General features: G+C 60.3%; 8 protein-coding genes. 3 read left to right on the top strand and 5 right to left on the bottom strand.

Annotated features, from left to right (window positions below):
- The first annotated feature begins 6 nt into the window (after positions 1–6).
- Together HX812_RS16465 and HX812_RS16470 are read left to right on the top strand one after the other, a co-directional pair.
- Entirely contained in the window at positions 7–4,497 is a 4,491-nt protein-coding gene (locus HX812_RS16465) for a dermonecrotic toxin domain-containing protein (RefSeq protein ID WP_038845486.1), read from the top strand.
- Between the two features lie 234 nt (positions 4,498–4,731).
- On the top strand, positions 4,732–6,015 hold the full coding sequence (locus HX812_RS16470; protein ID WP_038845484.1) for an autotransporter domain-containing protein: 1,284 nt from the start codon (positions 4,732–4,734) through the stop codon (positions 6,013–6,015).
- Positions 6,016–6,086: 71 nt separating this feature from the next.
- On the opposite strand, the gene oadA is transcribed toward HX812_RS16470, so the two are convergent.
- Entirely contained in the window at positions 6,087–7,895 is a 1,809-nt protein-coding gene (oadA, locus tag HX812_RS16475; RefSeq protein WP_038845482.1) for a sodium-extruding oxaloacetate decarboxylase subunit alpha, read from the bottom strand.
- A gap of 11 nt (positions 7,896–7,906) precedes the next feature.
- On the bottom strand, positions 7,907–9,322 hold the full coding sequence (locus HX812_RS16480) for an acetyl-CoA carboxylase biotin carboxylase subunit (RefSeq protein WP_016978663.1): 1,416 nt from the start codon (positions 9,320–9,322) through the stop codon (positions 7,907–7,909).
- Between the two features lie 196 nt (positions 9,323–9,518).
- On the opposite strand from HX812_RS16480, the gene HX812_RS16485 reads away from it, so the two are divergent.
- Positions 9,519–10,493: a LysR family transcriptional regulator gene (locus tag HX812_RS16485; protein WP_033897252.1), complete on the top strand. Its 975-nt coding sequence runs from the start codon at positions 9,519–9,521 to the stop codon at positions 10,491–10,493.
- Here the strand turns inward: HX812_RS16485 and HX812_RS32115 are convergent.
- From HX812_RS32115 to HX812_RS16495, 3 genes are all read right to left on the bottom strand, one after another.
- Positions 10,423–10,620, bottom strand: coding sequence for a PA3496 family putative envelope integrity protein (locus tag HX812_RS32115; protein ID WP_016978665.1), 198 nt, complete (start codon positions 10,618–10,620; stop codon positions 10,423–10,425). The two genes, HX812_RS16485 and HX812_RS32115, sit on opposite strands and share 71 nt — an antisense overlap.
- 93 nt (positions 10,621–10,713) lie before the next feature.
- Complete coding sequence (hexR, locus tag HX812_RS16490) at positions 10,714–11,580, bottom strand: transcriptional regulator HexR (protein WP_003177007.1); 867 nt, start codon at positions 11,578–11,580, stop codon at positions 10,714–10,716.
- 161 nt (positions 11,581–11,741) lie between these two features.
- Positions 11,742–14,615, bottom strand: a complete 2,874-nt coding sequence (locus tag HX812_RS16495; protein WP_038845480.1) for an EAL domain-containing protein — start codon at positions 14,613–14,615, stop codon at positions 11,742–11,744.
- Between the last annotated feature and the right edge of the window lie 68 nt (positions 14,616–14,683).

Here is a 14,683-nt window from a genome sequence, read left to right on the forward strand (position 1 = left end):
AAACGCATGAATGCCAAAACCTCTGCAGCGCCCTCGCTGCCAAGCCCAAAGCCGCTGTTGGAAAAAGCCCTGCTCACCCGCCTGACCGAGGATGGGCCGACCAGCAATGAAGTGGCCTCCCTCCTGCTGCGCAGCGAACTGAGCATCCTCTACCCCGACCTGAACCCAGACCTCGACCGAACCGTAGTGGGCACCCCCATCTGGACATTCGTCGACAACGAACTGACCTGTGTCGATATCCATTACACGCCCCTGACCCACGTCCTGGTGCGGCTGGCCCTGGAAAACACCAAGGCCAACTATTTACAGGGCGAGCACTTCCTCACTCAACAGCCCTCAGCGTCCGAGCCGATTCAATTGCCGGTGGACATCGAGCAGATCGCCACACTGCTCAATGAGTTGGCGTCGGTGTTTTTTGTCGCCTTCAAAGAGCAGCAATTGGCGTTCTGGAACGCCACAGGGGCTGGCCTGCCACGCTGGCAAGAACTGGCTGACGGGCTCGCCGCCGCGCTGAATATCCAGGAGGTCGAGGGCTGGAATGCCGATCACTGCGACATCGCGCGGGGGATCTCGATGTACCCCGACAAGCAGCAACGATTTAGACACCGGCCCGACCTGACGAACATCCAGGTGTGTTTGCTCGACATTGACAGCCCCAACGATAAAAACCTGAAACATCTCATGCTGGCGGGCACAGCCATCGTGCAAGGCACCTTCAAACACACCGACATCCTGATGATGTACACCCTCGAATACGGTTATGAAACCTTCCCCTCTTTTCAAGACTTGGCGACCGCTGCGCAGTCCAGGCTCAGCGCTGCAATGAGCGCCCTGCCCTTGACCATGCGCCTGGTCGAACCTGAGGGTCATTTTTTCGATCACATGGCCTGGGCCCTCATCGCCACCCAGCTCACCGCGATCGACACCGATAGTTTCAACAACCTGGTGAGCACTGCGCCTCAACCGCAGCCACCCTCCAATACCACAGAGCCTTTGGAGCTCGACCCGGATGCAAAACGCCTGAACATGCTAGACGGTGCAATCCCCCACTGGCTGCTCAATGCCTCACCGCACGATTTGAGCGACTACAGCCAGCACATGCTGGACCTGAGCACGCTGTACAACGACGTGCCCGCCGACCTGTTCCAGCTGCAACCCATCAAAGCCTTCGCTCAGGAGAAAATGCGCAACGCCATCCTTGCCGATAACCACCCTGGCGTCGACACACTGCCACTCGATGAGATACAGATCATCCGCACGGAAAGTCTCGCGGTGGGGCCTTTCACCCTGGCTAATCCACTGGAAAGCTACCCGCAGACCCTGGGCGAGTATGCCCTCAGCAACACGCCGCCGTACCTCGCAACCGTGAGCTTCAAAAGCGGGCGAACTGTGCCTGACTGGCTCACGGACAACTACTTGACGAAAATTTCAGAACAGGTCGACATCGGCCAGGTGTATCCAAAACTCATTCAAGACAAACTGATTGACGATCCACTCGAAGCCCCACGGCAACAACGGTTTTACATCCAGCAATTGCGATCGCTGCTGCCACTGCTGGCGCTGGAATGCAAACTCACCCACACCGGCAATGTCGACGAGCAGGGCTGTCGCTTCATCAATGAGCTGGTCACCCCAACGCCCAACACGCCAGACCCTATCGTTATCTGCCCCTTGTCGATACGCCCCAGCCTTCGCATCAGCCAGACTTTCGATGAGGTCCTCAACATCTACATTATCGGCCCCCGCTCGCTACAACACGGCCCGTGCCTGTTGTATCGCCCGTTGCTCGAAAACCCATTGATACAGTTCCCTTCCCTGCAAAACCTCAAGTATGAGTTGCACCAGCCCGGCGAGATCAGAGACTCCATTCTGGCGTGGCTGCCGAACCGGAGTTTGAGCTTCAACTACGCCCATTACGTGTTCCCAACCGGTCTGACCTCAGCCTTCCTGATTTCACAACTGGCGAATACACCGTTGAAGCTATTTGAATGGGGTGGCACCCCTGTGTTTTCCAAAACTGAGCTGACCGGGGATATTTTTGCCGCGTTGTTTGCGGCCAACGCGAAGGCCATGGCGCAGCTGGCGGATCGTGAGTCGCTGTCCAACGCAGAGCGGCGCTGGGCATTGCTGGAAGACAGCGCGTGGGCCATCTTCAATGCCGCTTCAAGCTTCCTGAATGGCTACGTCGCCACGGCGGTGTGGGTCTGGCAAATCTTCAATCAACTCCAGCAAGTGCTCGATACGCCGGCGCAAAGCAATGATTTGATCAAATGGCAGCGCTTGGGCGACGTGCTGATGGCATTGGCCATCGTGATCACCCACAAGGCCGGGCCACTGCGCAGGGGCAAAGCCCAATCTGCAGGCCTTCGTGGTTCCAGCCCCCCTTTGCCTGCGCCGCCGCAGCTACGTGCCCTTGCTTCAGACAGCCGCGCGCTGCCCCACCGCCAGTTCTCGATATTGGCGGTCGAAGGCACCGTGCCGCGCCGCACGCCGACGCAGTGGGGTAGCTACCTGGACGCGTTCAAGGTCGAGGCCCCCGACCTGCGCGACTATGCCCAGCCCCAACAACGCCCGCCGCTCTACGACGTGGGGCAAAACACCTATGCCCAAGTGGATCAGCGCTGGTTCCAGGTGGTGGGTGATGAAGATGCCAATATTCACATTCTCGACCCGCACAACCCTGCGCTTACCGGTCCCTGCCTGGCCAAGACGTCGATGGGAACCTGGCGCATCAACACCGACCTGCGCCTGCTGCGCAGCAACGAGAGCTTGAAAAGCAAGTTGAAGGCCTCGCGGATGCTCAGGGCGCAAAAACTCCTGCCACTGGAGCAACAACGGGAAGCGCTGGAGCAACATGAAAAAGTCCTGAAAGGCGAGATGCATACGCTGCTCAAGTCCCCTACCACGCAGACCCTGTTGGACCAGAGTTTGTCCAAGGCCCAGGAGCTGATCGACAATCGCGAGGCGTCGTTGAAGCTGCTCGATCAGTGGAGGAGTGCAGGCGGCACCCTCGGGTATGAAGACAAGCTGCTCCGGCTGTACAAAAGCTTCAACACCTACCTGATGACCTGGACCGCATTCAAACATGTCGCCTATAACACCGCCGTTGAGCGCATCCTCAAAAACCGCGAATCCGAAGACGTGACCACTCGCCAGCAACTCCCGGCAGACATCCACCTGGCGGTGGAAATGGGCCGGCAAATAGACACCAAACTCAACGCTCTGGCGGGCGCCAAACACGCACTGTCCGGCATGGGCTCGGCCGGTGCCATGGACGCCCGGCAAATCGGAATTTCGGAGCGATTTCACACCCGCTGGGAACTGAAAACCAACGAAATCGCCAGCGCCGCCGAACTGTGTATAAGTGAGCAAGCCGCTCAAGACATGGCCCAGGCGCGCAATGCCGTCTACGCGGTAGTGGAGCGCGCTACAGCGGCCAGTAGAAACATGACGCAACTGTTAAAGGACGACCCCCAAGAGGCTCAGTTGGAAACCCTGAGTGACATGGTCGAGGCATTCCAGAGTGTGCGCAATCGAATAGAGGAACTACCCGACGAGTTTCCAGAACGCGTCAACCTCCATGCCCTTGCGGACCTGAAAAGCGTCGTCAACGAATTTCTTCTATTGGCCCAGAGCAATATCGGCACCCGGCTTCAGCAGGCCGCCCCTTCAGCGCGCGCACCTGCCAAGCCCTCGACGTCCAGGCCGCACATAAAAGCCAGGGTCATCAAAAAGCGTCCGCGGGATCAGCCCAAAGAACCGCAGGATGTGCCCAAACAGGCGCCTTTGACGCTGATCCCGCCGTTGAAGAAACAGGCACCAAAACCCACGAACGACTATATCGACATCACCAGCCAAGGGCTCCAACTGACCGGGGAGCTGGACGGTTTTATCAGCGAGACGAAAAGGAGCGCTCTGAAGCCGTTTCGGATACCGGCAGACATGCAGGACATCTTCGATCAGCAAGCATTGAAGATGGAGCAGACGCTCCAGACATTCGAACCGCTGCACGCGCTGGCCAAGCAGGCAGGCAACGCCCTCCCGGTCGCCAGCCTGAGTGGAGACCTGCGTGACGGCGCAGCCCGATTGCGCCGAGAGGGCATCCACATCAGAGCCACGCTGCTCAAGCTGCGCAAACCCCAACAAGGCTACTTTCTATGGCTGCTGGAGAACGATCAGGTCCGGGTCACGCGCAGTCAAGCGGGCAGAATCAAGACCACACAGTTCAACGACTACTTCCAGGAGTACTTCATTCTTGATTCAGCCAACAGCGACCAGCCGTTATGGCTGGCGCACTTTCACTACCCCACCCTCAAGACACCGGCCAATATGTTCGCGGCGGCCCATCTTAAAGTCGACGAAACCTACCTGAGGCAACTGTCAGCCGATAAACAGTCAACGCTCAATACCCGAACCGCGCTGGATAATCTTCTACGCAAGCTCAGCGATCCAGTCGCGCTTGCTGCTTTTTTGCGGTTTGAAGAGCGGCGCCGATGAGAGTCAGTCAATTTCGGCGCACCTTAACCACCCCCATCTGCAAGCCGAAAGGACGCAACACCGCGTTTAAGGCTGACGTATAAACGCAATAAAATGCATATCCGTATTTTAAGCTGAGCTTTATTTCTTCCTCCAACAACGACCACTCCCGCAAATCACGGGCCAATGACCTGACAGTTATCCCCCCGCCAGCTCGATAAATTCCCGGCCTCATCCATAAGAGGTCGGGAAGTCATGCCCATAGCACCCCGCAGAATCGCGCTCTATATCAGCCTTGCCGTTGCCACCAGCCTTCCACTCGCCCAAGCCAGAGGCGACATCGAGTACATGCCGTATTGGTATCAACCCTACGACGCGCTTGATGATGAGTGGTCCTATTTACCCGAGACTGAAGGCGTTCCCATCGATGGCCATTTCACTCGGCAAGCCACCTCCTACAACGGCTTGCAGGTGGCGAATGTGCTGGAGCCCGCACTGACTCGCCTGCTGGAGTCAGGGAAGCTGAGTTCCGAGCAGATTAAGGCCCTGGAAAAACTCAACGCCGAACTCGCGCAGAAACCCGGCGCATTCGGCGCGGCGCTTGAGCAACTGGCCGGCAGCCAGAACGCCAACCTGGCGGCGGCCACCCAAAGCACCACCCAGCAATTGAGCAACCGAGTGCTGTCGACCCTGCGTGAATTGCCCACCAACACTGACAGCCACTTCTGGGTGAAAAACCTCGGCAGCGAAGGTGGCCTCAATAGCCAACGCGGCACTGCCGGCCTGAATACTGCCAACCAGGGCATTCTGATGGGTGCAGATTGGTCGGTCGACCACGCCTGGCGCGTCGGCGTGCTGGGGGCAAAATCCACTAGTCGCTTCGACACGCAGCGCTTCAGCGCAGACCTGGACAGCTGGCACCTGGGCGGTTATGCGGTGCGCCAGGACGGGCCATTGGCGCTGCGCCTGGGGGCGATCTACAGCAGCCATGCCGGAAAGAACCTGCGCGGAATCGAGATCCTGGATTACAAGGACACGCTCAAGGGCCGCTACAACGCCAACAGTCAGAATGTCTTCGGCGAAGCGGGCTATCAACTGGGCAATGACGGCTTCAGTGTCGAACCGTTTGCCGGCCTCGGCTACCAGCGCTACAGCCGTGACAGCTTCAAGGAGCAAGGCGGCCCCGCCGCGCTGAACGTCGAGGCGCAAACCCAGCAGAACCTCAGCAGCACCCTTGGCCTGCGCCTGGCCACGGTGTTTCGCTTCGATAACCAGATGAGCCTTACGCCCCACTTGAGTACGAGCTGGAAACACCTCTATGGCGACGTCGACAGCCAGGTGCGCCAGTCCTTTCGCCAGCGTGGCATTGACGGCTTCACTGTTCAGGGCGCGTCCCTCGACCGCAATAGCCTGGGCCTGCAGGCCGGACTCGATCTGGCACTGTCGACAAACCACACCGTCGGCCTGGCCTACAGCGCAGAAAACGGCACCCACAGCAGCAACCAGGGCCTGATAGGCCAATGGCGGATGCAGTTCTGATCAAATCACAGGCGAAAAAAAAGGGGAGCACCTGCCCCCCCGAGGATTAAACGGTCACCTCGAAGGCTGGATCAGCCTTCGATTTCAATCAGGATCTCGCCAGGGTTGACCCGGTCGCCTTTAGCCACATGAACGGCGGTCACCTTGCCGGCAATGGCTGCCTGCACTTCGGTTTCCATCTTCATGGCTTCGGTGATCAGCACGGCTTGGCCGGCCTTGACCACGTCGCCTTCCTTGACCAGCACGTCGACGATGTTGCCCGGCATGGCAGTGCTGACATGACCCGGCGCAGTGGCGTGCTTGCGGTTGCTGCTGCCACCGCTGACAAACTCGTTGAGCGGTTCGAACACCACTTCTTCCGGCATGCCGTCGATGGACAGGTAGAAGTGACGCTTGCCTTCAGCCTTCACGCCGACACCGGTGATGTCCACGCGATAGCTTTCGCCGTGCACGTCGATGACGAACTCGGTCGGCACGCCTTCACCACCGGCACGGGCCACGCCGCCGGCTTCTGGGATGGGCAGCAACACTTCCGGCGCCAGGGTGCCGGCATCGCGTTCTTCGAGGAACTTGCGCCCGATGTCCGGGAACATGGCGTAGGTCAGCACGTCTTCTTCGGACTTGGCCAACGCACCGATTTCGCCGCGCAGCTTAGTCATTTCCGGCTTGAGCAAATCAGCCGGGCGCACGTCGATCACCTCTTCGCTGCCGATGGCCTGGCGACGCAACTTCTCGTTCACGGTGCCAGGCGCCTTGCCGTAGCCGCCTTGCAGGTAGAGCTTCACTTCGTTGGTGATGGTCTTGTAGCGCTCGCCGGCCAGCACGTTGAAGAACGCCTGGGTGCCGACAATCTGCGAGGTCGGCGTCACCAGCGGTGGGAAGCCGAGGTCTTCACGCACGCGCGGGATTTCGGCCAGCACTTCGCTCATACGGTTGAGGGCGCCCTGCTCTTTCAACTGGTTGGCCAGGTTGGAAATCATCCCGCCCGGCACCTGATTGACTTGCACACGGGTATCGACAGCGGTGAATTCGCTTTCGAACTGGTGGTATTTCTTACGCACGGCGTAGAAGTACAGGCCGATTTCCTGCAGCAGTTCCAGGCTCAGGCCGGTGTCGAACTCGCTGCCTTTAAGGGCAGCGACCATCGACTCGGTCCCTGGGTGGCTGGTGCCCCAGGCGAAGCTGGAAATGGCGGTGTCGATGTGGTCGGCACCGTTTTCGATGGCCTTGAGTTGGCACATCGCGGCTAAACCAGCGGTGTCATGGGAGTGGATGAAGATCGGCAGCGTCTGCTCGGCTTTCAGCGCCTTGACCAGTTCGCCGGTGGCGTACGGCGTCAGCAGACCGGCCATGTCCTTGATTGCGATCGAGTCGCAACCCATGGCTTCCAGTTGCTTGGCCTGGGCCACGAAGGCTTCGACGGTGTGTACCGGGCTGGTGGTGTAGGCGATGGTGCCTTGGGCATGTTTACCGGCAGCTTTTACCGCTTCGATAGCCACGCGCAGGTTACGCACGTCATTCATGGCATCGAAGATACGGAACACGTCGATACCGTTGACGGCAGCCTTGGCCACGAATGCCCTGACCACGTCGTCGCTGTAGTGGCGGTAGCCCAGCAGGTTCTGACCACGCAGCAGCATTTGCAGGCGCGTGTTGGGCAACGCGGCGCGCAGTTTGCGCAGGCGCTCCCACGGGTCTTCTTTCAGGAAGCGTACGCAGGCGTCGAAGGTCGCGCCGCCCCAGACTTCCAGGGACCAGTAGCCGACTTTGTCGAGCTTGTCGCAGATCGGCAGCATGTCGTCGGTGCGCATGCGAGTCGCCAGCAGCGATTGGTGGGCGTCGCGCAGGATGGTGTCGGTGACAAAGATTTTCTTGGACATTGTTGTATTCCTCACAGGCCTGCGTGGGCGGCGATGGCGGCGGCGATGGCCAGGGCCAGCTCTTCGGGTTTGCGCTTGATCGAGTAGTTGGTCAGCTCAGGGTGGGCTTCAACGAAGCTGGTGTTGAACTGGCCGCTGCGGAATTCCGGGTTGCGCAGGATTTCCTGGTAATAGGCGGCGGTGGTCTTCACGCCTTGCAGGCGCATGTCGTCCAGGGCGCGCAGGCCGCGGTCCATGGCTTCTTCCCAGGTCAACGCCCACACCACCAGTTTCAGGCACATGGAGTCGTAGAACGGCGGGATGGTGTAGCCGGTGTAGATCGCCGTGTCGGTGCGCACGCCGGGGCCGCCGGGTGCGTAGTAACGGGTGATCTTGCCGAAGCTTGGGAGGAAGTTGTTCTTCGGGTCTTCGGCGTTGATGCGGAACTGCAACGCGAAACCACGGTGCTGGATGTCTTCCTGTTTCACCGACAGCGGCAGGCCCGAGGCGATGCGGATCTGCTCACGGACGATGTCGATCCCGGTGATTTCTTCGGTGATGGTGTGTTCCACCTGCACCCGGGTGTTCATCTCCATGAAGTACACCTCGCCCTCGGCGAGCAGGAACTCCACGGTGCCGGCGTTCTCGTAGCCCACCGCCTTGGCGGCGCGCACTGACAGGTCGCCGATGTAGGCGCGCTGTTCCGGCGTCAGTTGCGGGCTTGGAGCGATTTCGATGAGCTTCTGGTTACGACGCTGGATCGAGCAATCGCGCTCGAACAGGTGCACCACGTTGCCAAAGCTGTCACCGAGGATCTGTGCCTCGATGTGCTTGGGATTGACGATGCACTTTTCCAGGAACACTTCCGCCGAACCGAAGGCCTTGGTGGCTTCGGAGATAACGCGGGGGAAGGCTTGTTCAAGTTCTTCGCGGCTGTTGCAGCGACGGATACCACGGCCGCCGCCACCCGAAGTGGCCTTGAGCATCACCGGATAACCGATGCGGTCGCCTTCGGTGAGGGCCTCATGGATATCCGCGACGTTGCCTTCGGTGCCCGGCGTGACCGGCACACCGGCCTTGATCATGCTGCGGCGCGCTTCGGTCTTGTCGCCCATACGGCGGATCACTTCAGCGGACGGGCCGATGAATTTGATCCCACGTTCGGCGCAGATATCCGCCAGTTCGGCGTTTTCCGACAGGAAGCCGTAGCCGGGGTGCAACGCATCACAACCCGTTTCCACCGCCAGGTTCACCAGCTTGCGCGGGTTCAGGTAGCCGGCCAGGGGCTCGGCACCAATGCTGTGGGCTTCGTCGGCACGCTTGACGTGCAACGCGTGGCGGTCGGCATCGGAGTAGACCGCGACCGAGCGAATGCCCATCTCGGCGCAGGCACGCACGATGCGTACGGCAATTTCACCACGGTTGGCGATCAGGATCTTTTTTATCACTTGGAAATTCCCTTGAGCCGATTGCTGCGTTCTTCGACCCGCTGGATCCGGGTCGGCGCGTGACCAAATGTTTCATGACAGTCGCGAGACACACACTAAGCCCGCCGAGGGATTAACAAAAATCAATAATTATTGGGTCGCGCATAAGTAAAGACTTATAGTTGAAGTCATCAGGTTTCGCGGGAACGTGCAAAAAATGCGTAAGTCATTGATGCGTATGACATTGCGTCAATTGCAGATCTTCAATGAAGTGTGCGATTTGCGCTCCTACAGCCGTGCCGCCGAGGAAATGTCCCTCACACAACCGGCCGTTAGCCTACAAATTCGCCAGCTGGAAGAGCTGATCGGGCAGCCACTGTTCGATTATGTCGGCAAAAAGCTCTACATGACTGAGGCCGCCGAGGCCCTACAGCGCGCCAGTCGCGATATCTTCGGGCGCCTGGAAAACCTCGATATGCAGTTGTCGGACATGCAGGGTTCGCTGCAAGGCCAGTTGAAGCTGGCGATTGAATCCAGCGCTAAATACTTCGTGCCACACCTGTTTGCCGCCTTCAAGCGCCAACATCCCGAGGTGCAGTTACACCTCACGGTGGTGAACCGCGCCCAGGTGATTCGCCGGCTTTCCGACAACCGCGATGATTTGGTGATCATGTCCATGGTGCCCCAAGACATGGGCCTGGAATTCCTGCCATTCCTCAACAATCCGATCGTCGCGGTGGCACCGCCCGATCACCCGCTGAGCCTGCAAGGGCCGCTGCGGCTGCAGGACCTGGAACCCTACACGCTGCTGCTGCGCGAACCGGGTTCCGGTACGCGACTGGCGTGCGAAGAGTATTTCAAGGAAAAACGCGTGCACTTCACCCAGACGGTGGAAGTGGCATCGGCCGAGGCGCAGCGCGAGTGTGTCTGCGCGGGGTTGGGCGTGGCGCTGCTGACGCGTCACGCGGTCAACATGGAACTGGCCACCGGCGGGCTCAAGGAGCTGCCGGTGGAAGAACTGCCGCTGTACCGCAGTTGGTGCCTGGTGCAGGCCAAAGCCAAGCGCCTGTCACCGGTGGCCCATGCGTTCCTGGGCTTTATCCGCAGCGAGCGGGTGCAGATCAGCGCGTTGGCTGAGCGTTTCGCTGGGCAGCCGCGGGTGCCTGCCAGTGGAGTTCCGGGTAGTCACTGATGCTCTGGAGCAATTGGCGCTCCTCGCAACGGTCTTCGATTGCGCGACGGAACGCCATGCGGCGTTGGTCTTCCTGCTGACGACGGGTTTTGACGGAGCTGTTGCTGTCTTCGTAGGGCCGGGCCATTTGGAGTCTCCCAATGCGAGTACGGGGAGTTCAGGATGGCCCTGGGCGATGACGGTTTGGCGGCGCGGGGATTACAAACTGATGAAACTTTGATCAATCATCCAATGCTTTGACGGACTTGGGCGACAACCGCAGGCTGCGCAAGCTGCGCTTCACGCTCTTGAGGTGGTTGACCAGGCTCGGCCCGCGCGCCATGGCCACGCCCATCGCCAGCACGTCGATCACCACCAGGTGGGCGATGCGCGAAGTCAGCGGCGTGTAGATCTCGGTGTCTTCATGCACGTCAATCGCCAGGTTGACCGTGGACAGCTCCGCCAATGGCGTCTGGCTCGGGCACAAGGTGATCAGCGAAGCGCCGCTTTCACGCACCAGGTTGGCGGTGATCAGCAAGTCCTTGGAGCGGCCCGACTGGGAAATGCAGATTGCCACATCCGTAGGCTTCAAGGTCACCGCCGACATGGCCTGCATGTGCGGGTCGCTGTAGGCCGCGGCGGTGAGCAGCAAACGGAAGAATTTGTGCTGGGCGTCGGCCGCCACCGCGCCCGAAGCACCAAAACCATAGAACTCGACACGCTGGGCCTGGGACATGGCGGTCACGGCCTTTTGCAACTCCACCGGGTCGAGCTTCTCGCGCACTTCCATCAGGGTATGCAGGGTGGTGTCGAAGATCTTCAGGCTGTAGTCGGCGACGGAGTCGTCTTCATGGATCGCGAATTGACCGAAGCTGGCACCAGCGGCCAGGCTTTGCGCCAGCTTGAGTTTCAAGTCCTGGAACCCGGAGCAACCGATGGCGCGGCAGAAGCGCACGATGGTCGGCTCGCTGATGCCCACGCTGTGCGCCAGGTCGGCCATGGAACTGTGCATCACAGCCGCAGGGTCAAGCAGCACGTGATCGGCAACCTTGAGTTCCGATTTGCGTAACAGGTGGCGCGACTGGGCGATATGTTGCAACAGGTTCAAAGGGCAGGACTCTTGTTATGGGCAGGGCCAGGGATGTAGCAAGCTTGTAGTTATACTACAAGAATTGTCGTTTTGCCCGTCCGACGCATCACTAAATCGCCCTGCTCCCCTTTGAATCTAAGGGCGGCCAAGTTGTAGCCACAGGGGCGCCCCAGGCATCACTAGGGAAAATCTGCATTTTTCCGTAACAAATCTGCCAGCCCTTCGGCCTGCATCGGCCGACTGATCAAGTAGCCCTGTACCTCATCACAACGCTCACCGCGCAGGAAGTCCAACTGCTGCTGATCTTCCACACCTTCGGCCACCACCTTGAGCGCAAGGCCGTGGGCCATAGCGATAATGGCGCGGGTGATGGCGGCGTCTTCACGCCCCTGGCCCAACCCACGGATGAAGGTCTGGTCGATCTTCACGTAGTCCACGGGGATGCGCTTGAGGTAGCTCAGGGACGAATAACCCGTGCCGAAATCGTCGATCGCCAGCTTCACGCCCAGGTCCCGCAGTTGCTGGAAAGTGGCGATGATGTGTTCGACGCTGTCGAGCAATTGGCTTTCGGTCAGCTCCAGCTCCAGGTATTGCGGGTCCAGCCCGGTTTCTTCGAGTACCTGGCGCACCAGGCTGACCAACTTGCCCTGGCGCAGTTGATGCACCGAAAGGTTCACCGATACGCGGATCGGCGCCAGCCCCTGGCGCTGCCATTCACACGCCTGCCAGCAGGCCTCGCGCAGCACGAATTCGCCGAGCGGCACGATCAGGCCGGTCTCTTCGGCCAGGCCGATAAAGTCCCCCGGCGGCACCATGCCCCACTGTGGATGGTCCCAGCGGATCAGCGCTTCGGCGGCATTCAGCTTGCCGGTGGCCAGGCACAGTTTCGGTTGGTAGAACACCGTGAGCTGGCGCTCTTCGATAGCCTTGCGCAGATGATTTTCCAGCTGCAATCGCTCCAGCGTGCTGGCTTGCAGACTGTCGGTGTAGAACTGGAAATTATTGCCGCCCAGGTGCTTGGCATGTTGCATGGCCATGTTGGATTGGCTGACCAATGCGGAAATTTCCCGCGCGTTGTCCGGCAACAAGCTGACGCCCATGGAGGCACTCACCACCAGCTCATGCCCTTCCACCGTCACCGGCACCCGCAATTTCGCCAGCAACCGCGTGGCGACCCGCGCCAGGCTCGACAGGTTGCCGTAGGCGTCGAACAACACGGCAAATTCGTCGCCGGACAGACGCGCGATGGTGTCCGCCTCAGGTAACGCGTTGATCAGGCGGCGCGCCATTTTTTGCAGCAACTGGTCGGCGACTTCATGGCCAAGGCTGTCATTGAGCAGCTTGAAACGGTCGAGATTGATGTGCAGCAACGCCAGGCTGCGACCGCCCTGGCGTACTCGCTGATGGGCCTCGCGCAGCCGTTCGCGGAACAGCGAGCGGTTGGCCAGGCCGGTCAGCTCGTCGTAATGGGTGAGGTAACGCATGCGCTCTTCCGACTCACGCCGTGCCGAAAGATCGGCGAAGAAGCCCACGATATGGCTGACTTTTCCCCGGATATCGCGCACTACATTCAATTGCAGCCACTGCGGGTACAGCTCGCCGTTCTTGCGCGTCTCCACCAGCTCACCCTGCCAGGTGCCGTGGCTGAGCAATGCTTGGCGGATCACCGGGAAGTGCCGGCGAGCATCACGACTGCTGGGCAGTTCGACCACATTGCGGCCGATCATGTCGTCGGTTTCAAAGCCGGTGACACGGCTGAACGCCTGGTTGACGGCAATCAGCTTGTAGTCCGGGTCAAGGATCACGATGCCTTCGCTGGCGGCCTCGAATACCGTCGAGGCCAAACGCTGCTGTTCTTCCAGGGCCTTGCCGGCAGTGATATCGCGGCGTGTACCGAGCATGCGCGTCACCCGCCCACTGGGCGCGCGCTCTACGGCGCGGCCACGGTCTTCGATCCACACCCAGTGCCCATCGCCGTGGCGCACGCGGTATTCCACCAGGTAGTCCTCGCTACGGCCCTTGAGGTGTTCCACCAAGGCACGCTTGAGCAGTGGCAGGTCTTCGGGATGCAGGCGTGGCTTGAGGTGGCTGAGCATCGCCGTGACGTATTCCGGCTCCAGGCCGAACAGTTCCTTGAGCTGGGTGTGATGGACTTCGTCGGTTTGCAGGTTCCAGTCCCACAGGCCCAGTTCACTGGCTTGCAACGCCATGGCCAGGCGCGCTTCGCTTTTATTCAGGGCCAGGCTGGCGGCGTCCAGCTCCTGGCTGCGTTGCGCCACGCGGTCTTGCAGACCAATCTGGGCTTCGCGCAGCTCTTGCTCGACCTGACGACGTTGTTCAACTTCGCGCACCAGCTCCTGATTGAGTTGCTCGCTGCGCTGCTGCGCCTGCTGCAGATGCTCGATCAACGCCTGGTTCTGAAAACGGCGCAGCAGCCCGCGCTGGATCAGGCGATTGACCTGCCACGCCACCAGGCTCAAGGACGCCAACAGGATCAGGCCGAGTACACCCCAACCGCGCTGCTGCGGGTCGCCGGTCCAGAACAGGTAGAGGATGGCCGGCACCAGGCACGGCAAGGCAAACGACAAAAACGCTGGCAGGCTCACGGCATAGGCCACGCTGGCCGACAGCGTCGCTGCGCCGATCAGGCCGAACACCCAGGCTTGTTGCATGAAGCTGTCGACCGGCACCAGCGCGATGGCGGCCGTGGCCAGGGTCAAGCCGCTGACGGCCGAGCCGAGCATGAACATCCGCCGCCACACCGGCTGGGCCTGGCGACTGGGCATGGCCGAATCGAACGCCGCCACCTGGATCACGCGCATCGCCACCAGGGCCAGCAGCCAGACCAGCCAGATGCTGTCCAGCAGGTATTGCTTGGGGTTCCACAACAGCCAGGCGCAGACCAGGCCATTGACCAGCATCAACAGGGTCGGCAGCAGCGAGCCTTGATACAGCAGGCGCGTGCGCTCAACCGCCATCTCCGTGGCGTAGTGTTTGCGAAGAACCTGCGCGGGCGCCGCCGAGGGGCCGAGCAGGTCGGTGCTGAGGGTCATAGGCAGTGTTCTTATAATGGTGAGCCCGAAACGTCGACGGAGCATACACAAGCAAGCGCCTGGGCCAA

It is taken from the genome of Pseudomonas sp. IPO3749 (assembly GCF_013386605.1).
Lineage (GTDB): Bacteria > Pseudomonadota > Gammaproteobacteria > Pseudomonadales > Pseudomonadaceae > Aquipseudomonas > Aquipseudomonas azotoformans_A.

What these genes read in the sequence shown, in the direction of transcription:
- HX812_RS16465 (WP_038845486.1), top strand. Translation starts at nt 7, where the DNA reads ATGAATGCCAAAACCTCTGCAGCGCCCTCGCTGCCAAGCCCAAAGCCG.
- HX812_RS16470 (WP_038845484.1), top strand. Translation starts at nt 4,732, where the DNA reads ATGCCCATAGCACCCCGCAGAATCGCGCTCTATATCAGCCTTGCCGTT.
- oadA (WP_038845482.1), bottom strand. Translation starts at nt 7,895, where the DNA reads ATGTCCAAGAAAATCTTTGTCACCGACACCATCCTGCGCGACGCCCAC.
- HX812_RS16485 (WP_033897252.1), top strand. Translation starts at nt 9,519, where the DNA reads ATGCGTAAGTCATTGATGCGTATGACATTGCGTCAATTGCAGATCTTC.
- HX812_RS32115 (WP_016978665.1), bottom strand. Translation starts at nt 10,620, where the DNA reads ATGGCCCGGCCCTACGAAGACAGCAACAGCTCCGTCAAAACCCGTCGT.
- HX812_RS16495 (WP_038845480.1), bottom strand. Translation starts at nt 14,615, where the DNA reads ATGACCCTCAGCACCGACCTGCTCGGCCCCTCGGCGGCGCCCGCGCAG.